This window comes from Paraburkholderia piptadeniae, assembly GCF_900007165.1.
Taxonomy (GTDB): domain Bacteria; phylum Pseudomonadota; class Gammaproteobacteria; order Burkholderiales; family Burkholderiaceae; genus Paraburkholderia; species Paraburkholderia piptadeniae.
This window is the reverse complement of record NZ_CYGY02000035.1, coordinates 45029-63986: the sequence shown is the minus strand read 5'-3', so window position 1 is coordinate 63986 and position 18958 is coordinate 45029. Positions and strand designations below refer to the sequence as shown.

Genomic DNA, 18958 nt, shown 5'->3' with positions numbered 1-18958 from the left:
ACAGAATCGACGCAAGCTTTGCAGGCGCACGAAGGCACTGCCGTCGGACACCTATGCCGGCCCGATGGCTTGTGAATGAGTGTTTAAGGAATTACGAAGCGGCGAAGTCAACGGCGCAACCAATGCGCCGTCGATCGACAGGCTCGAACTCGCAGCCTGACCTGAGGTGCTTCGTCAGACTGCTATTCGGCGTTTCTCGCGATCGCGCTTTCGATTACCTTGTCGAGCGCTTCGCTAAGCGCGATCTTTTCGCGATCGTCGAGGCAGTCGAACAGATCGGTGTTCCACTTGCGCGCGATGGGCATTATCTTGCGATACAGGGCGCGGCCTTCCGTCGTCAGCGAGACGAGCACGACACGGCCATCCTGCGCGCTCGCTTCGCGTTGTACGAGTCCTTGTCTGATCAACGCTTCGGCTGCGCGGCTCGCCTGACTTTTGTCGAGGTTCGCGTGGCGCGCGAGGTCCATGATCGAGAACGGCCCGAACGATCCGACCGAGGCAATCACGCGCGCTTCGGGCAGCGTCACGTCCAGCCTGGCCATATACCGTTCGCTGATGCCCCGCTCGGAAAGTTTATTCAGCACGTGCAGACGATACGTCAGAAACTGTTCGAGTCCGGCTTTATCGGAGGCCTTCATGGTCTTCCTGTTGTGAGTGGATGCAGTCCCGCGATGTGATTGTTGCTGCATCCGCTCGCGCGGTCAACGCGGGCCATACCTTAGTCGCGTCATCTGCTCGGCTTCGTTCGCAAGAAGGGTGGCCGCGTCGCGGATCGCCACTTCGAGCGTGATGGGACCGGGGGCCGGCGAGAAGCATCCGCTGAAGTGCTCGGCAAGTTTCGGCAACGCTGTGGGGTCGACGGCACCCGATAGCAGCGTGGCCGGCACGCCCGCCGCACGCGCATGGCGGCAGGCGATGAAAGGCGCCTTGCCATGCAGCGTCTGCACGTCTGAGCGGCCTTCGCCCGTGATGAGCCAGTTGGCGCCTTCGAGCGCGGCATCGAGACCGATCTCGCGCGCAACGACTTCCGCGCCCGGCTCGAATTCGGCGCCCAGCATATGCAGCGCGAAGCCGAGGCCGCCCGCCGCGCCCGCGCCAGGCTCGTTGCGCGCCACACGATTCATCGCCGGTTCGACGAGGTCGGCAAAGCGGGCGAGGGCTGCGTCGATGATCGCAACCTGCTCCGGCGTCACGCCTTTCTGCGGACCAAAGATTGCCGTAGCGCCATGGTCGCCCGTCAGCGGATTGTCGACGTCCGACATGCCAATGAACGTCGTCTCGCGCAGACGCGCATCGAGTCCCGATGCATCGACACGCGCCAGTTGCGCGAGCTGCTCGGGCGTCGGGTCGAGCTCATGTCCTTGCGCATCGAACAGCTTGAGCCCGAGACCGACGAGCAGACCCGCGCCGCCGTCGTTCGTGCTGCTGCCGCCTAGCGCGACGAAGAACCGCCGCACGCCCGCGTCGAGCAGCGAACGGATTGCTTCGCCCATGCCGCGCGTGCCGCGCTTTTCGACGGGGACGCCCATGCCGACAGGATCTGTAATGCCGACGATCTCCGCCGTTTCGATGATCGCGCTGCCATCGGCGAGGAGTCCCGTTGCGGCTTCACGCGACGGGCCCGCCGCGCCGCGCAGCGTGAGCATGCGGCGCTCGCCGCCGCGCGTGAGCATGGCGTCGAGCGTGCCTTCGCCGCCGTCCGCCATCGCGCAGACGCGGATGGTCGCATCGGCTCGCGCGCGCAGGATGCCCGTCGCGATGGACTGCGCGACCTGCTCGGCCGAGAGCGAGCCTTTGAATGAGTCGGGTGCAATGACGACGATGGGCGCGGACGGCGTATTCGGCATGGTGTCTCTGTTGAGTTGGAATGGAAGCCATCGACGCGATCACGCGATGCGATGTGGAGCGGCCCGAGCGCATCTGCGCGCGCAGCAGCGTATCAGGTTGTGGTGAAGCTTATCAGCATGCGGTGCGCGACTGAATATACCGGAAGGTATAGGCAGAATTGACTTTGCCTCACAGATGCTGCGTGCGTCAGGACAAGGCAAAAGCACGTCGGGTGACTGCGCGATGGGGCAGATCGGCGTGGGGGGGCTGCTCGAAATCCTCGAAACAGCGAATCGCGGCTAGGCGCGCGAATAGTTTGCTAGAATATTTGGCTCTCTGACCCAAACTGTGCTGCCGGCGGCCTCGCAGCCCGCGGCGAGAGGCACGCGATCGATGTCACACGTGAGTGAGCGAAGCGACGCGGCGACCCTGCGCTATAGCGAATGCAAAACGCAGTGTCGGGCGCAAGACGCAAAGCGGACATCGACAGGCGGCGCAGACAAGATAACTGATTCGCTCGAATAATTTTAGGACGATTGAAGCCATGGCTAACGTTGTTGAAAACCTCGGCAAGCTCGAACGCCGCGTGACGATTTCCCTGCCGAAGGACACCGTGCAGAAGGAAGTGGACGCGCGTATCCGTCAACTCGCGAAGAATGTGCGCATGCCGGGTTTCCGCCCGGGCAAGGTGCCGCTCAAGATGGTGACGCAGCAGTATGCGGGTCAGGTGGAAGCCGAAGTGCTGAGCGACAAGGTTGGCAAGGAATTCTTCGACATCAGCCGCGCGGAAAACCTGCGCGTCGCTGGCCAGCCGAGCTTCAGCCCGAAGACGGATGCGGCCGAAGGCGCCTACGCATTCGACGCCACGTTCGAGGTTTACCCGGAAGTGAAGCTGGGCGACGTGGCGACGGCTGAAATCGAACGCACGAAGACCACGATCAGCGACGCGGAAATCGACCGCACGCTGGACATTCTTCGTAAGCAGCGCGTGCACTTCCACGCTCGCGGCGAAGCTGGCGAGCACGGCGACGGCGGCGCGGACACGGCTGCGAAGGACGGCGACCGCGTGACGGTCGACTTCGTCGGCAAGATCGACGGCGAAGCATTCCAGGGTGGCAGCGCGGACGACTTCGCGTTTGTCCTGGGTGAAGGCCGCATGCTGCCGGAATTCGAAAAGGCGGCGCTCGGTCTGAAGGTCGGCGAGTCGAAGGAATTCGACTTGAACTTCCCCGAGGACTATCACGGCAAGGAAGTCGCCGGCAAGACCGCGCAATTCACGATCACGATGAAGAAGATCGAGTGGCCGCACCTGCCGGAAATCGACGGCGAGTTCGCCAAGTCGCTCGGTATCGAAGACGGCGATCTGACGAAGATGCGCAGCGAAATCAAGGACAACCTCGAGCGCGAAGCGAAGCGCCGCACGCAGGCTGTCGTGAAGAACCAGGTGATGGACGCACTGCTGAAGATCTCCGAGCTCGACGTGCCGAAGGCGCTGATCGAGCAGGACCAGCAGCGCCTCGTCGAAATGGCGCGCCAGGATCTGGCGCAGCGCGGCGTGCCGAACGCGAAGGACGCACCGATTCCCGCCGAAATGTTCGCCGAGCAGGCCGAGCGCCGCGTGAAGCTGGGCCTCGTGCTGGCGGAGCTGGTGAAGGCCAACGACCTGCAGGCGAAGCCCGAACAGATCCGCGCGGAAGTCGACGAATTCGCGAAGAGCTACGAAGACCCGAAGGAAGTCGTCCGCTGGTATTATTCGAACCAGCAACGCCTTGCCGAAATGGAAGCGTATGTCGTTGAGTCCAACGTCGTCGATTTCGTGCTGAGCAAGGCGAAGGTGACGGACAAGGAAGTGAGCTTCGAAGAGCTGGCAAGCGCTACTGCGCAAGCTTAAGCATCGCTGCAACGGCGTGCCGGCTGTCCGAGCGACGGCCCGCACGCCGTTTTTACATGCTGAGAAACCGTACCGATGGCCGATTCATGCTAAAAGAACGCTTGTCGGCGGTTTTTGCACTTGAAGAAGTGCGCGGGCGCACCCAATTGTTCAGAATCGGCTATCAGAACATTTCCTGACAAGGATCCATTGCATGACCTTTCGCGCTCAAATGCTGGACACGTTGACCTCCCAGTCGTCACGGGATCGGGATCTCGAAGCGCAAGCGCTCGGCCTCGTGCCGATCGTCGTCGAAACGAGCGGTCGCGGCGAACGTTCTTATGACATCTACTCGCGCCTGCTGAAGGAGCGCGTGGTTTTCCTGGTTGGCGAAGTGAACGATCAGACGGCGAACCTCGTGATCGCGCAGTTGCTGTTCCTCGAAAGCGAAAATCCGGACAAGGACATCAGCTTCTACATCAACAGCCCGGGTGGCTCGGTATCGGCAGGCATGGCGATCTACGACACGATGCAGTTCATCAAGCCGGACGTGTCAACGCTGTGCATGGGTCTCGCGGCCAGCATGGGCGCGTTCCTGCTCGCTGCGGGCGCGAAGGGCAAGCGTTTCGCGCTGCCGAACGCGCGCGTGATGATCCACCAGCCGCTGGGCGGCGCACGCGGCCAGGCATCGGATATCGAAATTCAGGCACGCGAGATTCTGTACCTGAAGGAGCGTCTGAACCAGTTGCTGTCACATCACACCGGTCAACCTGTCGAGCGGATTCAGCGTGACACGGACCGCGACAACTTCATGTCTGGTGACGACGCGCAGGCGTATGGTCTCGTCGATCAGGTTCTGCATAAGCGTCCGTAAAGATTCGCTGAAACATGACTGATCCGGAGCGCTTTTCCTTCAAATTGGGGGAAGAGCGCCGGCGCAAAACCTTGTGAAATAATAAGACCCGTCTGAACGCCTGCGGCAAACGCCGTCACAGCTTTTGCGCATCCGTCCTACCCCTGACTGAATGGGGTGGGCAAACGGCGTATCATGTCATTCGAGTGTCCGGAGGCTCACACATTTATGGCGGACAAAAAAGGTTCTAACAGCGAAAAGCTGTTGTATTGCTCGTTCTGCGGTAAGAGCCAGCACGAAGTCAAAAAGCTGATTGCTGGCCCGTCGGTATTCATTTGCGATGAATGTATCGACCTTTGCAACGAGATCATTCGCGACGAAGCAGCGGGCGCGGGTCTGGAAACAGGTCTGTCCAAGTCCGATCTGCCGAGTCCTCAGGAAATCCGCGATATCCTCGATCAATACGTGATCGGGCAGGAACGCGCGAAGAAAATTCTCGCGGTCGCGGTGTACAACCACTACAAGCGTCTCAAGCATCTCGACAAGAAGGACGACGTCGAGTTGTCGAAGAGCAACATTCTGCTGATCGGCCCGACGGGCTCCGGCAAGACGCTGCTCGCGCAGACGCTTGCGCGCCTTCTGAACGTGCCGTTCGTGATCGCCGACGCGACCACGCTGACGGAAGCCGGCTACGTCGGCGAAGACGTCGAAAACATCATTCAGAAGCTGCTGCAAAACTGCAACTACGAAGTCGACAAGGCGCAGCGCGGCATTGTCTACATCGACGAAATCGACAAGATCAGCCGCAAGTCGGACAACCCGTCGATTACCCGCGACGTGTCGGGCGAAGGCGTGCAGCAGGCGCTGCTGAAGCTGGTCGAGGGCACGATGGCGTCGGTGCCGCCGCAAGGTGGCCGTAAGCACCCGAACCAGGATTTCATCCAGGTCGACACGACCAACATCCTGTTCATCTGCGGTGGGGCGTTCGACGGCCTCGAGAAAGTCATCGTCGATCGTACGGAAAAAACGGGGATCGGTTTCGGCGCGAGCGTCAAGAGCAAGCAGGATCGCGACGCGGGCGAGGTGCTGCGCGAAGTCGAGCCGGAAGATCTCATCAAATTCGGCCTGATTCCAGAACTGATCGGCCGTCTGCCTGTCGTGGCAACGCTCGGCAAGCTCGACGAAGCCGCGCTGATGAAGATTCTGGTCGAACCGAAGAATGCGCTCGTGAAGCAGTATCACAAGCTGTTCAACATGGAGCGTGTCGAGCTGGAGATCCGTCCGGCGGCGTTGCAGGCCGTTGCGCGCAAGGCGATCCGCCGTAAGACGGGGGCACGTGGCTTGCGGTCGATCCTGGAACAGGCGTTGCTCGACGTGATGTACGAACTGCCGGCAATGAAGGGCGTCAGCAAAGTCATTATTGACGACAATGTCATTGATGGTGACGGAAAACCGCTGTTGATCTACGAAGACGCTCCGAAGGTGGCGGGCTCGAATTGATCGGCTTCCCGATTGTTGAAAAAAAGCCGTTCATGGCGCGTGAACGGCTTTTTTCGTTTATCGTGTCGTCAGGACGGAACGTTTTTCTGGAGTCACTGAACTTTTCCCACACGCGGAGGCTTGCAATCGTTTTATGCGGCCTCAACTACCGAACAAACTGATTCCACTCATGGGGAAATGAAATGTCAGGAACCCAACTCCTCCCGCCGGAACGCGTCACACTTCCGCTGCTCCCGCTGCGCGATGTAGTCGTCTTCCCGCACATGGTGATTCCGCTCTTCGTGGGTCGCCCGAAGTCGATCAAGGCGTTGGAAGCCGCGATGGAAGGCGGCAAGCACATCATGCTTGTCGCCCAGAAAACGGCGGCCAAAGACGAGCCGACCGAAAAGGACATGTATGAAGTAGGGTGTGTCGCCAACATCCTGCAAATGCTCAAGCTGCCCGACGGCACCGTGAAGGTGCTGGTCGAGGGCCTGCAGCGCGCGAAAACGCTGACGGTCGAAGAGCAGGAAACGCAATTCTCGTGCGAAGTCATGCCGCTCGAGCCCGACCACGCCGACAGCGCCGAAACGGAAGCGCTGCGCCGCGCGATCGTGTCGCAGTTCGACCAGTACGTGAAGCTGAACAAGAAGATCCCGCCGGAAATTCTCACGTCGCTGTCGGGCATCGACGAAGCCGGGCGTCTCGCGGATACCATTGCCGCGCATCTGCCGCTCAAGCTCGACCAGAAGCAACAGATTCTCGAAATGTTCCCGGTCATCGAGCGCCTCGAGCATCTGCTCGCGCAACTCGAAGCCGAGATCGACATCCTGCAGGTCGAAAAGCGCATCCGTGGGCGCGTCAAGCGTCAGATGGAGAAGAGCCAGCGCGAGTACTACCTGAACGAACAGGTCAAGGCGATCCAGAAGGAGCTGGGCGAAGGCGAAGAGGGTGCTGATCTCGAAGAACTCGAGAAGCGCATCACGGCCGCGCGCATGCCGAAGGAAGCCAAGAAGAAGGCCGACGCCGAGCTGAAGAAGCTCAAGCTGATGTCGCCGATGTCGGCGGAAGCGACGGTCGTGCGCAACTACATCGATACGCTGATCGGCTTGCCGTGGCGCAAGAAGAGCAAGGTCAACAACGACCTCACGAATGCGGAACGCGTGCTGGACGAAGACCACTTCGGACTCGAAAAGGTCAAGGAACGCATCCTCGAGTACCTCGCGGTCCAACAGCGCGTGGACAAGGTGAAGGCGCCGATCCTGTGCCTCGTAGGACCTCCGGGCGTTGGCAAGACGTCGCTGGGCCAGTCGATTGCGCGCGCAACGAACCGCAAGTTCGTGCGCATGGCGCTGGGCGGCGTGCGTGACGAAGCCGAAATTCGCGGCCACCGTCGTACGTACATCGGTTCGATGCCGGGCAAGATCCTGCAGAGCCTGACCAAGGTCGGCGTGCGCAATCCGCTCTTCCTGCTCGACGAAGTCGACAAGATGGGCATGGATTTCCGCGGCGATCCGTCGTCGGCGCTGCTCGAAGTGCTCGACCCGGAACAGAACCACACGTTCGCCGACCACTACGTCGAAGTGGACTTCGACCTGTCGGACGTGATGTTCGTCGCGACGTCGAACTCGCTGAACATCCCGCCGCCGCTGCTCGACCGGATGGAAGTGATCCGTCTGTCGGGGTACACGGAAGACGAGAAGGTCAGCATCGCGCAACGTTATCTGCTGCCGAAGCAGAAGAAGAACAACGGCCTCAAGGTTGGCGAGATCGAAGTCACGGAAGCCGCCATCCGCGACATCATTCGCTACTACACGCGTGAAGCGGGCGTGCGTTCGCTCGAGCGTGAAATATCGAAGATCTGCCGCAAGGTCGTGAAGATGCTGCTGCTGAAGAAGGCGGACAACGTGGTCACGGTCGACGGGAACAACCTCGACACGTTCCTCGGCGTGCGCAAGTACGACTTTGGTCTGGCCGCGAAGGAAAACCAGATCGGTCAGGTCACGGGCCTCGCGTGGACGGAAGTCGGCGGCGATCTGCTGACGATCGAAGCAGCCGTGATGCCGGGCAAGGGCAACGTGATCCGCACGGGTTCGCTCGGCGACGTGATGAAGGAGTCCGTCGAAGCCGCGCGTTCGGTGGTGCGTTCGCGTTCGCGCCGTCTGGGCATCAAGGACGAAGCGTTCGAGAAGCAGGACATCCACATCCACGTGCCGGAAGGTGCGACGCCGAAGGACGGTCCGTCCGCCGGCATCGCGATGACGACGGCGCTGGTGTCGGTGCTCACGGGCATCCCCGTGCGCGCGGATGTCGCGATGACGGGGGAAATCACGCTGCGCGGCGAAGTGCTGCCGATCGGCGGGCTGAAGGAAAAGCTGCTTGCAGCGCATCGCGGCGGCATTAAGCTCGTGCTGATCCCGGAAGAAAACGTCAAGGATCTGACGGAGATTCCGGACAACGTGAAGAATGCAATCGAAATCGTCCCTGTCCGCTGGATCGATAAGGTTCTCGAACTGGCGCTCGAACGTGTGCCGTCGCCGTTGCCTGAAGAAGAGCCGAAGGCGGCTGCGCCCGTCGGCGAATCGAAGGATGCCGGCGCCAGCGATGTCGTGAAGCACTAAGCGTCTGATCGGCCGGTGGCAGCCGGCGCTGTCAGCAAGAGAAAACCCGCGGCTTGGTCCGCGGGTTTTTTATTTGCGTATGCCGAAGAGAAACTGCGCAAACGTTTTTTCGTGTCCGCTCTCGTGAATACCGTTTTTAACCGGCAGGATTCGTTGCATCTGCATCGGTCTCTTTGCAAGATATTGTTATCGACAAGCCTTCGACGCACCATTCGAATCAGGCCCAACCCCGCTTGACACAAGGGTTTCGGACCATTCTAATGAGTGGCCGGCAAATTATGCCGTGCCGCAAATAACCGGGCGCTTAAGCGCTTTCATGATTGCCCAACTACACACTCGGGGGCTTTAAATGAATAAAACGGAATTAATCGATCACATCGCACAACAAGCCGACATTTCGAAAGCGGCGGCGGGCCGTGCGCTGGATGCCGTGATCGGTGGCGTCAAAGGCACGTTGAAAAAGGGTGGTTCGGTCACGCTGGTCGGCTTCGGCACGTTCGCCGTGGGCAAGCGCACGGCTCGCACGGGCCGCAATCCGCGCACGGGCGCGGCGATCAAGATCAAGGCTGCCAAGGTCCCGAAATTTAGGCCTGGCAAAGCGCTGAAAGATGCGTTAAACTAATGGGCTCGCTGCTTGATGAGATTGTCGATGCAAGTCGGCATGAGCAATCAGGCGGCGGCAATCTCGGAGCGGGTGCTTAGCTCAGTTGGTAGAGCGGCGCCCTTACAAGGCGTAGGTCGGGAGTTCGAGCCTCTCAGCACCCACCAGTTCCAGATTGAAGTGACACGCTGCAGCATATGCGGCAAAAGGAGTGGTAGTTCAGTCGGTTAGAATACCGGCCTGTCACGCCGGGGGTCGCGGGTTCGAGTCCCGTCCACTCCGCCAGTATCCTAGAAAGGCGAACTCCGGTTCGCCTTTTTTATTGCCCGCTGTTGTACTATCGGGCGTTCCGTTTTTGGCACCTGACTATTGCCTCCTCAAGCATGCTCGATTTCTTCCGCAATCACCAACGTCTGATGATGTTCATGCTCATCCTGGTCATTCTGCCGGGCTTGGGCTTTGTGGGTATCCAGGGCTTCCGCGGTTTCTTTGACGAGACCTCGAACGTCGCGAGCGTCAACGGTCACAAGATCACGCGCGCCGAGTTCGACAACGCGTGGCGCCAGCAAATGGACCGCGCGCGACAGATGCTAGGCGCCCAGTTCGACTCGAAGGTGTTCGACACGCCGGAGCGCCGCAAGGACATGCTCGACGGCCTGATTCAACAGCGCGTGCTCGCCGACGAAACGCAACGCCTGCATCTGACCGTTTCCGACGATGCGCTGCGCCGCGCTCTGTTGGCCGACCCCGTGATCGGTTCGCTGAAGAACCCCGACGGGTCGATCGACCTGAACAAATACAAAGAACTCCTCGCGATGCAGGGCATCACGCCCGATCAATATCAGGAGCAGGTCCGCTACGGCATGGCGATGCAGCAGTTGCCGGCCGTGATCACGCAGACGGCGTTCACGCCGAAGACGCTCGCCCAGCATCTGACCGAACTCGCCGAGCAGCAGCGCGAAGTGCAGGGTCTCGCATTCCATGCGAAGGAGTACGAGTCGAAGGTGAAGCCGACCGACGCGCAAATCCAGGCGTACTACGACGCGCACAGCAACGACTTCGCCACGCCCGCGACGGCGACGATCCAGTACCTCGTGATGTCGCCGGCCACGCTCACTGCGTCGGCGAATCCGAGCGACGCCGATCTGAAGAAGTACTACGACGACAACATCGCGCACTTCCGCACGACGGCCGAAGTGCGCGCGAGCCACATCCTGATCGCGGCGCCGAAGGACGCGAGCGCCGCCGACAAGGACAAGGCGAAGCAGAAAGCGCAGGAGATCCTCGCGCAGGTCAAGGCGCATCCGGATCAGTTCGCGCAGCTCGCGCAGCAGGATTCGCAAGACCCGGGTTCGGCATCGAAGGGCGGCGATCTGGGCTATTTCGGCCCGGGCATGATCGCGGGCGGCAAGGCGTTCGACGATGCCGTCTTCAAGATGAAGAAGGACGAGATCAGCGACCTGATCCAGTCGGACTTCGGTTATCACATCGTCAAGGTGACGGACGTGAAGCCGTCGGTGACGAAGCCCTTCGACGAAGTGAAGGACTCGATCGCGAAGGACATGAAGACGCAGCTTGCGGCCAAGGCATTCAGCGACGATTCGGAAGGCTTCACGTCGACAGTCTACGAACAGGCGAAGAGCCTGCAGCCGGCCGCGGACAAGTACAAGCTGCAGATCCAGACCGCGACGGTCACGCCGAAGGCCAACACCGCGCTGCCGCCGGATAGCCCGCTGAACAGCGCGAAGTTCCTCGCTGCCGTCTTTGCGAATGATTCGGTGAAGGACCGCAACAACACGCAGGCCATCGACGTTGGCAGCAACACGCTGGTCGCCGCGCACGTGACCGAGTACAAGCCGGCCGCCGTGCCCGCGCTCGCCGCAGTCAAGGATGCCGTGCGTCAGAAGCTCGTCGCACAACAGGCCGCCGACCTGGCGCGCAAGGAAGGCGAAGCGAAGCTGGCCGATCTGCAGAAGTCGAAGTCGACGGACGGTTTCTCGTCCTCGCTGAAGGTGTCGCGCAACGACGCGCAGGGCGTGCCGGCTGCGGCACTGGGTGCAATTTACAAGGCCGATGCCCAAAAGTTGCCGGCTTACGTCGGTGTCGATCTCGGTGCCGACGGTTACGTGATCTATCGCGTGAATGCCGTGGTTGCGCCGGCTCCGACCGATTCGAAGCGTCTCGCGGCTGCGCAGCAGCAGATTGCATCGGTGAACGCGCAGGCCGAAGCGGAAGCCTATCTCGACGCGCTGCGCGAGCGTTCGAAGGTGAAGATGTACGGCTCGCTCGAAAGCAGCCAGTCGGGCGAGTAAGCCGCTTCGATCGACGCATGAGGCCTTTCCAGGCGGCTTAGTGCAGACAGCAAAAAGCCCCGCACATGCGGGGCTTTTTTTGTTTCGTGACGAGCGCGCGAGGGCGTTACAGGCAGGCGCTGATATCGCCCGTTGCGTCGCTGCCTGCGCCGCCCGCGGCGCGGAATCCAACCCACGTGCCAGTGCCCCGATAGTTCGGACGCACGAGCGCGGCGGCGCCGTTCGGCGGCTGCTGACCGGGGACGTAGACGTCCAGTGCCTGGTCGTTGGCCAAGGTATCTTGTGCCACGACTTGCTGCTGCGACTTGTCCGCCCACTTCTTCGCGATGCATTGGCCGACAGCCCTCGGTGGCTGCTGGCTGGTGCCGACGGATTGCACGCCGGCGGGCTGCGCGGCGCAAGCGGAAATGGCGACAGCCATAGCGACAAGCGGTAAGAATTTCACGTTATCTCCTTCCAGAAATCGCTCGACTCGAGCAGGTGATCGAAATCAGGCGCGTCCCTCTGCTGACCGTGCCTGATCACGTCTCCCCTTATTCGAGACGAGTTGCCGGCGCGCCGTCACGGACGGGCATGAGCGGACGCGCGTTCATTGGGACGTGGTGTGGAGCAGCGGCTTCAGCGCCGGCCACACGTTGTCGAGGAGCAGGGGCTGTGCCTGTTGCGTCGGATGGATCTGATCCGACTGGAACATGTCCGGCTTGTTTTCGATTCCGGCGAGAAGAAATGGGACGAGCGGCACACGCAACTGCTTCGACAACTCGCCGTACAGCCCGTGGAACTTTTGCGTGTAGTCGAGGCCGTAATTGGGCGGTACGTACATGCCGATCAGCAGGACTTTCGCGTGACCCTGCTGGGCTTCCTTGATGATCGTGCGAAGATTGTCTTCGGTCGTGCCGAGCGGGACGCCGCGCAGCGCGTCGTTGGCGCCGAGTTCGACGATCACGATGGCGGGCTTGAGACGCTGCATCAACGCGGGCAGGCGCGCGCGCCCGCCGCTCGTGGTGTCGCCGCTGATGCTCGCATTCGCGACGTTATAATCGATCCGCTCACTCGACAGACGCTGACGCATCAGCGAAACCCAGCCGGTGTCGCGAGGTAGCCCGTATTCGGCTGAGATGCTGTCGCCGAGCACGACGATCGTTGGCTTCGACTGCTGCGCGTTGGTACCTGCCGCCGTCGCCACCGTGGCGCCGGCGTTTGCGCCGACGTTCACGCTATTGGCGGCCTGGGCGTACGCGCAAAACGTCGCGGCGAAGGCGAGGCAAACACCTGCCGCGGTCTGCGCCGCGACCGACGCAGCGACGCGCACTTTCAACCTACGCTTCACCATGCAAAAGAAAACCGATCCAGTCATCGAAGTGCGGGGTTTGTGCAAGAGGGTTAAGGATGCGACAGGTGAGTTGACGATCCTCGACAACATCGACCTGTCGATTCGAGCCAGCAGCCGCGTGGCGATTGTCGGCGCATCGGGCTCGGGCAAGTCTACGCTGCTTGGACTGCTTGCCGGATTGGACAGCGCGACATCGGGGTCGGTTCGTCTGCTCGGCCGGGAACTGACGGAACTCGACGAAGACGGCCGCGCCGCGCTGCGCAACGGTTCGGTCGGCTTCGTGTTCCAGTCGTTCCAGTTGATGCCGCATCTGACGGCGTTTGAAAACGTCACGCTTCCGCTCGAACTGCAAGGCGGTCTGTCTCCGCGCGATGTCAACGCGCGTGCGCGGACGCTGCTCACGCAAGTCGGGCTGGGCGAGCGGATGCGGCACTATCCGAAGCTGCTGTCGGGCGGCGAACAGCAGCGCGTGGCGCTAGCGCGCGCATTCGCGACCCATCCGGCCATTCTTTTCGCCGACGAACCGACGGGCAGCCTCGATGCCGCAACGGGGCACGCCGTCATCGACTTGATGTTCGAGATGAACCGCGCAAACGGCGCGACGCTCGTGCTGGTGACGCACGATGTCGAACTGGCGCGCCGCTGCGATACGACGATAACGATCGAAGCAGGGCGCCTGATCTGAGCGCGAGCCGCAATTGCGTCGGAACGTGCGTGAACCGAGGCGCAAAAACAAAACAGGCCTTTGAGATCAAAGGCCTGTTTGCGTTTGTGTGACTGGCGATGCCCGATCAGCGCTTCAACGCCGAACGTGCGCGCGCGATCAACGCCGATGTCGACGAATCGTGCTTCTTCTCCTCGACGCTCGCCGCATTGAGATCGGCCTCGACGACCTTGCCGAGAATCTTGCCCAGCTCGACGCCCCACTGGTCGAACGAGTTGATGTTCCACACCGTGCCTTGCACCAGCACCTTGTGCTCGTACAGCGCGATCAGCGCGCCGAGCGAGCGGGCGGTGAGGGCGTCGACGAGCAGCGTCGTGGTCGGGCGGTTGCCGGGGAACATGATGTGCGGCACGAGCTCGGGCTTGTCCGGGCCCGCCACCTTCTCGGCTTCTTCGCGCGTGCGGCCGAGCATCAACGCTTCGCTCTGCGCGAAACAGTTCGCGAGCAGCTTCGGATGATGCGAGGCGAGCGGGTGCTCGGGCGTCAGCACCGCGACGAAGTCGATCGGGACGATGGTCGGCCCCTGGTGCAGCATCTGGAAGAACGCGTGCTGTCCATTCGTGCCGGGCTCGCCCCACGTGACTGCCGAGGTGTCGTAGCTGACAAACGAGCCGTCCAGACACGCCTGCTTGCCGTTGCTTTCCATTTCGAGCTGCTGCAGGTAGGACGGCAAATAGTGCAGCGCTTCCGAATACGGCGCGACCAAATAGCTCTGCGAGCCGAAGAAGTTGCGATACCAGATGCCGATCATGCCCATCAGCACGGGCAGATTGCGCTCGAGCGGCGCGCTGCGGAAATGCTCGTCCATATCGTTCGCGCCGGCGAGCAGTTCGTCGAACTGCTTCGGGCCGATGGCGATCATGATCGACAGACCGACGGCCGACCACAGCGAATAGCGCCCACCCACCCAGTCCCACATCTCGAACACGTTGTCCTGCGCGATGCCGAACTTGACGACTTCGGCGGGATTCGCCGACACGCCGACGAAGTGCTTCGCCAGTTCGTTTTGCGGACAGCCCTTCTCGATGAACCAGTCGCGCAGCGAGTTGGCGTTGGTCATCGTTTCGAGCGTCGTGAAGGTCTTGGAGACGATGATGGCGAGCGTCTCTTCGGGATCGATCTGCGTGAGCACGCGATATAGATCCGCGCCATCGACGTTCGAGACGAAATGGGTTGAGATGTCCGGCGTCGCGAGATGATGCAGCGCGTGCACGACCATCTTCGGTCCGAGGTCAGAGCCGCCGATGCCGATGTTCACGACGTGGCGAATGCGCTTGCCCGTGTAGCCCTTCCAGTCGCCGTTGCGGACCTTGTCGGCGAAAGCGGCCATCTTTGCGCGCTCGGCCTGCACCTTGCCGTAGAACGGCGCCGTCGGGCTGCTTGCGCGCAGCGCCGTATGGAGCACCGCGCGGCCTTCCGTCGGATTGACGATGTCGCCGGCGAACATCGCGTCGCGGCGCTTTTCGACGTTGGCCTCGCGCGCGAGTTGCACGAGCAGTTGCAACGTTTCGTCGGTGATGCGGTTCTTCGAAAAGTCCGCTGCGAGACCGCCGCCGGCAAGCGTGAATCGTTCGGCGCGCGTCGGCGCGGGATCGTTCTCGGGTGCAAACCAGTCGCGCAGGCGCGCATCGCGAATCTGTCCGTAGTGTGTTTGCAGCGAGTTCCAGGCGGGGAGCGAGTTGAGAGTCATAACCGTCCGTCTAACGAAGGAAAACGAATGGCCGGCCGCGCATCGTGCGTGCCGGGAGGGATCTGCGGACGCGCAGTCGGCTGAGCGGTACGGTCGCCGGATGCGCGGCGGCGCGCCTCATGCCCCGTCAGCGGGCGTCTGCAGTTCGCGTCGCGGCTGAAGCCTGGCCGACCGACGCAGTCAATCAGTATAGCGGCCCCGGATGACAGCCGGCACGCATGGGGCCGGTACGCCAGATAAAGGGAAGCATGAGCGGGATGTTTCCTGGATGCATGCGCGGGACGCAGGAGCCCACGCTAGCAAACGGTCAGTCCCGTCGTGGATACACGAGCCGGTTCAGCAGCTTTCGCACCATCGGCGCGAGTTCGCCCGCTGTCAGTCCGGCCGGGCCTTCGCCGCGGGCGGTGAGCGCGTCGGCGGCGAGTCCGTGCAGATAGACACCCGCGAGCGCCGCTTCGTACCGCGGCAGACGCTGGCTGAGCAGCGCGCCGATCAGTCCGCCGAGCACGTCGCCCGTGCCGCCCGTCGCCAGCGCCGCATTGCCAGTCGGGTTGACGGCGACGCGGCCATCGGGCGCGGCGATCACCGTGCCTGTGCCTTTCAGCACGACGACGCTTGTGTAGCGCGCGGCGAGCGCGCGCGCGGCCCCGAGGCGGTCGTTCTGCACGGCTTTCGCGTCCGTGCCGAGCAGGCGCGCGGCTTCGAGCGGATGGGGGGTCAGCACGCACGGATCGGCCGCCGATCCCGTCGCCGGTCCAGTCCTGGATGCGCCGCGCTGCTTCACGGCATCCGCCAGATCGGCGTGCCCGGCAATGAGGTTCAGCGCATCGGCGTCGAACAGCTTCGGCACGTCGAGCGGCAGCACGTTGCGCAGCACCTCCACAGCCCGCTCGCGTTTGCCCATTCCGCAGCCGATCGACAACGCGTCCATCTGGTCTAGCGGCAGATCGTCGAGGGGATGCAGCATCAGTTCAGGGTGTGGCGGATCGTAAGGCGGACTGCCGGAGCCCAGAAACGCGACATGCACCTTGCCAGCGCCCGCGTACAGCGCCGCGCGCGCGGCGAGGATCGGCGCGCCGCACATGCCTGTGTCGCCGCCCACGACGGCAATGCTGCCGAACATGCCTTTGTGCGTCGAGTAATCGCGCGGCGGGAAGTGCGGAACAAAGAGGGCGGGCGCGTTCAGCCGGGCGCCGGGCTCACGAGGCGCTTCGACCCCGATGGGCGCGACCGTTACCTCGCCCGCGAGATCGCGCCCAAACGCCATGAAAAGCCCCGGCTTCGCGCCGATGAACGTGACGGTATGCGTCGCGCGCACGGCGACGCCGCCTTCGACGACATTGCCCGTGTCGCTATCGAGCCCGCTCGGCACGTCGAGTGCGAGGACACGGCCATGCGTCTTTGCGCGCGCTGACAGTTGTTGCGCAATCGCCGCGTAAACGCCTTCCAGCGGCCTCGCGAGCCCGATGCCGAACATCCCGTCGACGACCCAGCCGTAGCCGTCCAGCGAGGCCGGCACGGCGCCCGAGATCGGCACGCCCGCCGCGCGCGCTTCGGCCAATGCCCAGCGCGCGTCGTCGGGCTTGACGTCGACGGGCATGCAGACTTCCACCACGACGCCCGCCCGCCGCAGTTCCACCGCGACGACGAGCGCGTCGCCGCCGTTGTTGCCGGGGCCCGCGACGAGCCACACGGGATGGCGTGCATCAACGGAACCGTCATGCGCAAACTGTTCGAGCAGGAAACGGGCGCCCGCGTGCCCCGCGCGGCCCATCAGCGTATGGGTGGGCAAGGCGGCTTCGGCGCTCTTTTCCAGCGCGCGCAGCTCGGCCACGCTCAGGAGCGCGAGCGGCCGGTCATGGGGATTGACGAGGAGCGAGTGCGGGGCGGGCAGAGTGGCATCGGTCATGGCAACCTATCGGAGCATAGGGGAACGTAGGGGAGCGTCGATAGCGACGGGGTACGTTCATGGTAGTGGCATTGCGCGTGCCGATGCCAGCACGCGCAATGGCATAGGACGAGTGACCGTCCCCGATTATGCGCCGAAGCGTTCCGGGCGAAGCGCCGCGATCGTATCGGGCGGCAGTTCCGACGGCGCGCCCGACACGAGGTTTGCGATCAGCTTGCCCGTCCCGAACGCGAGCCCCCAGCCGACGGGGCCATGTCCGGCGTTCACGAAGAGGCGCGGATGCAGCGCGTTGCCCGTTACAGGCAAGCCGTCCGGCGACAACAGCTTCACGCCTTCCCACGGCAGCGCGGCCGAAATGCGCGCGGAACCGGGCACCCAGTCGTGCGTCGCCTGGCCGAGCAGGGCGAGCGCTTCTTTCGTCAGCGGTTCGGGCAGCGGTTGCTTCGTCTGACTCGCGCTTTGCAGCACCGCGCCACCCGCGATGCGCAGCCGGTGATTGCTGCGCGTGATCGTGATGCGCTTGACGGCATCGATCACCGTCGTGTGCGGCGCGAACTCCTCGCGCGCGATCGGCGCGACGAGGTTGTGCAGACGCAGAGGATGCAGCGGCAGATCGAGCTTGAGCTTCTGCAGCAGCGCGAGGCTGCCGACGCCCGCCGCCACGACGACGGCATCCGCGCTGATCACGTCGACTTCGCGCGAACGCGCCGATTCGCCGTTCGCGGGCGCCAGTTCGACGGCCGCGCGCTGGTTGTCCAGCCGGATGCCCGTCACTTCGCGGCCGCACTGGAATTGCACGCCGCCTTGCGCGTCGAGCGTCTGCTTGATCAGCTTCGCGAACAGCGGGCAGTTCGCCGTGCCTTCGCCCTCGATCAGCACGCCGCCCGCGAAGTGCGGCTCGAGCGGAATCGAATGCTCGATGTCCTGGCATTCCTGCGGGCTCAGCACGTGGTGCGGCACTTCGAATTGCCGCAGCAGTTCGAGCGCCGGCTCTGTCAACTCCCAGTCCTGCGCGCTGCGCACGAGATACAGCTGACCCTTCGACTGCTCGAATTCGAGGTTGAAGTGATGTTCGATGTCGGCGAGCGACTCGCGCGCCGATTCGATCAGCGGACGCAGCAGCGCAAACTGCTTCTTGAACGCGTCAGGCTCGGCGAGCGTCGCGAGCTTGCGGATGAATTCGCGCACCGGACCGTTGAAGCCCGTTTTCTTGATCACGCCGCTCTTCGCCGCCTGGCGATGCTGCATGAAGGTCGGGCCGAACCAGACGTCGAGGGAAGTGGGCAGCAGCGTGCCGCCGTGGCCGTACGTGGCGCCCTGGGCGACGGTGGCGTGCCGCTCGACGACGCACACCCGATGACCCGCCGCGCGAAGCTGGTAGGCAGTGGCGACGCCGACGATCCCGCCGCCGATGACAATGACATCCATGGTTAATTCGAGTTGCCCGGGGCGCGCGTGAGGCCAGGCGTATTCCGTATGTGTGACATGCGGCGCAGCGTGAATGGCAGCCCATGCTGCGCCGATCTGATGAAAGGCGGAATGATAGCAGTCAAACGAGTCGCCGGGCATCGCGCCGTTGAGGATGGAAAGAACGGCGGCCGTCCGGGGTAGTGCTTGCTTGCGCAACCGCGCCGAGCCTGCGCCGATGTCACTTGAACGAAACACAAAGTGGCCGCGCGTGCCGCGACCATCGCACGCCGGCAGCGAAAACATGTCGGAGCGAAGTCAGGCACGCCACC

At 62.8% G+C, this 18958-nt stretch carries 14 protein-coding genes and 2 tRNA genes; 9 read left to right on the top strand and 7 right to left on the bottom strand.

Annotation, left to right across the window (positions count from 1 at the left end):
* Positions 1-182: 182 nt before the first annotated feature.
* A complete protein-coding gene (locus BN2476_RS19225; protein ID WP_087735751.1) occupies positions 183-638 on the bottom strand; it encodes a MarR family winged helix-turn-helix transcriptional regulator in 456 nt (151 codons plus the stop codon).
* Positions 639-701: 63 nt separating this feature from the next.
* Entirely contained in the window at positions 702-1847 is a 1146-nt protein-coding gene (locus BN2476_RS19220) for a glycerate kinase (protein WP_087735750.1), read from the bottom strand.
* 524 nt (positions 1848-2371) lie between these two features.
* On the opposite strand from BN2476_RS19220, the gene tig reads away from it, so the two are divergent.
* The 8 genes from tig (at position 2372) to BN2476_RS19180 (ending at position 11563) form a co-directional block, all read left to right on the top strand.
* Positions 2372-3718 (top strand): trigger factor, encoded by a 1347-nt coding sequence (tig, locus tag BN2476_RS19215; protein ID WP_087735749.1) that lies wholly within the window; start codon positions 2372-2374, stop codon positions 3716-3718.
* A gap of 193 nt (positions 3719-3911) precedes the next feature.
* Positions 3912-4571: an ATP-dependent Clp endopeptidase proteolytic subunit ClpP gene (clpP, locus tag BN2476_RS19210; protein ID WP_007585897.1), complete on the top strand. Its 660-nt coding sequence runs from the start codon at positions 3912-3914 to the stop codon at positions 4569-4571.
* Between the two features lie 207 nt (positions 4572-4778).
* On the top strand, positions 4779-6050 hold the full coding sequence (gene clpX / locus BN2476_RS19205; protein ID WP_087735748.1) for an ATP-dependent Clp protease ATP-binding subunit ClpX: 1272 nt from the start codon (positions 4779-4781) through the stop codon (positions 6048-6050).
* Positions 6051-6232: 182 nt separating this feature from the next.
* Positions 6233-8650 (top strand): endopeptidase La, encoded by a 2418-nt coding sequence (gene lon / locus BN2476_RS19200; protein ID WP_087735747.1) that lies wholly within the window; start codon positions 6233-6235, stop codon positions 8648-8650.
* 349 nt (positions 8651-8999) lie between these two features.
* Positions 9000-9272: an HU family DNA-binding protein gene (locus BN2476_RS19195; RefSeq protein WP_007585907.1), complete on the top strand. Its 273-nt coding sequence runs from the start codon at positions 9000-9002 to the stop codon at positions 9270-9272.
* Between the two features lie 70 nt (positions 9273-9342).
* Positions 9343-9418: transfer RNA gene (locus tag BN2476_RS19190), tRNA-Val, on the top strand.
* A 41-nt stretch (positions 9419-9459) separates the two neighbouring features.
* A tRNA-Asp gene (locus tag BN2476_RS19185) sits at positions 9460-9536 on the top strand.
* 98 nt (positions 9537-9634) lie between these two features.
* The gene (locus BN2476_RS19180) at positions 9635-11563 is read left to right on the top strand and encodes a SurA N-terminal domain-containing protein (RefSeq protein WP_087735746.1); all 1929 of its coding nucleotides are present in this window, start codon (positions 9635-9637) and stop codon (positions 11561-11563) included.
* 106 nt (positions 11564-11669) lie between these two features.
* Here the strand turns inward: BN2476_RS19180 and BN2476_RS19175 are convergent, their stop codons facing one another.
* Together BN2476_RS19175 and BN2476_RS19170 are read right to left on the bottom strand one after the other, a co-directional pair.
* Entirely contained in the window at positions 11670-12008 is a 339-nt protein-coding gene (locus BN2476_RS19175) for a hypothetical protein (protein WP_087735745.1), read from the bottom strand.
* 144 nt (positions 12009-12152) lie between these two features.
* Positions 12153-12896, bottom strand: a complete 744-nt coding sequence (locus tag BN2476_RS19170) for an arylesterase (RefSeq protein ID WP_235850884.1) — start codon at positions 12894-12896, stop codon at positions 12153-12155.
* Here BN2476_RS19170 and BN2476_RS19165 point away from each other — a divergent pair.
* On the top strand, positions 12895-13581 hold the full coding sequence (locus BN2476_RS19165) for an ABC transporter ATP-binding protein (protein ID WP_087735744.1): 687 nt from the start codon (positions 12895-12897) through the stop codon (positions 13579-13581). The two genes, BN2476_RS19170 and BN2476_RS19165, sit on opposite strands and share 2 nt — an antisense overlap.
* 106 nt (positions 13582-13687) lie before the next feature.
* Here BN2476_RS19165 and pgi read toward each other — a convergent pair whose 3' ends face one another.
* The 3 genes from pgi to BN2476_RS19150 form a co-directional block, all read right to left on the bottom strand.
* Positions 13688-15310: a glucose-6-phosphate isomerase gene (gene pgi / locus BN2476_RS19160; protein WP_087735743.1), complete on the bottom strand. Its 1623-nt coding sequence runs from the start codon at positions 15308-15310 to the stop codon at positions 13688-13690.
* Between the two features lie 307 nt (positions 15311-15617).
* Positions 15618-17219, bottom strand: coding sequence for an NAD(P)H-hydrate dehydratase (locus BN2476_RS19155; RefSeq protein ID WP_087735742.1), 1602 nt, complete (start codon positions 17217-17219; stop codon positions 15618-15620).
* Positions 17220-17345: 126 nt separating this feature from the next.
* Entirely contained in the window at positions 17346-18647 is a 1302-nt protein-coding gene (locus BN2476_RS19150; RefSeq protein WP_087735957.1) for an NAD(P)/FAD-dependent oxidoreductase, read from the bottom strand.
* Positions 18648-18958: the final 311 nt, after the last annotated feature.

Excerpts from the sequence above, each read along its gene's own strand:
- BN2476_RS19225 (WP_087735751.1), bottom strand. The coding sequence starts at position 638 with ATGAAGGCCTCCGATAAAGCCGGACTCGAACAGTTTCTGACGTATCGT.
- BN2476_RS19220 (WP_087735750.1), bottom strand. The coding sequence starts at position 1,847 with ATGCCGAATACGCCGTCCGCGCCCATCGTCGTCATTGCACCCGACTCA.
- tig (WP_087735749.1), top strand. The coding sequence starts at position 2,372 with ATGGCTAACGTTGTTGAAAACCTCGGCAAGCTCGAACGCCGCGTGACG.
- clpP (WP_007585897.1), top strand. The coding sequence starts at position 3,912 with ATGACCTTTCGCGCTCAAATGCTGGACACGTTGACCTCCCAGTCGTCA.
- clpX (WP_087735748.1), top strand. The coding sequence starts at position 4,779 with ATGGCGGACAAAAAAGGTTCTAACAGCGAAAAGCTGTTGTATTGCTCG.
- lon (WP_087735747.1), top strand. The coding sequence starts at position 6,233 with ATGTCAGGAACCCAACTCCTCCCGCCGGAACGCGTCACACTTCCGCTG.
- BN2476_RS19195 (WP_007585907.1), top strand. The coding sequence starts at position 9,000 with ATGAATAAAACGGAATTAATCGATCACATCGCACAACAAGCCGACATT.
- BN2476_RS19180 (WP_087735746.1), top strand. The coding sequence starts at position 9,635 with ATGCTCGATTTCTTCCGCAATCACCAACGTCTGATGATGTTCATGCTC.
- BN2476_RS19165 (WP_087735744.1), top strand. The coding sequence starts at position 12,895 with ATGCAAAAGAAAACCGATCCAGTCATCGAAGTGCGGGGTTTGTGCAAG.
- BN2476_RS19170 (WP_235850884.1), bottom strand. The coding sequence starts at position 12,896 with ATGGTGAAGCGTAGGTTGAAAGTGCGCGTCGCTGCGTCGGTCGCGGCG.
- pgi (WP_087735743.1), bottom strand. The coding sequence starts at position 15,310 with ATGACTCTCAACTCGCTCCCCGCCTGGAACTCGCTGCAAACACACTAC.
- BN2476_RS19155 (WP_087735742.1), bottom strand. The coding sequence starts at position 17,219 with ATGACCGATGCCACTCTGCCCGCCCCGCACTCGCTCCTCGTCAATCCC.
- BN2476_RS19150 (WP_087735957.1), bottom strand. The coding sequence starts at position 18,647 with ATGGATGTCATTGTCATCGGCGGCGGGATCGTCGGCGTCGCCACTGCC.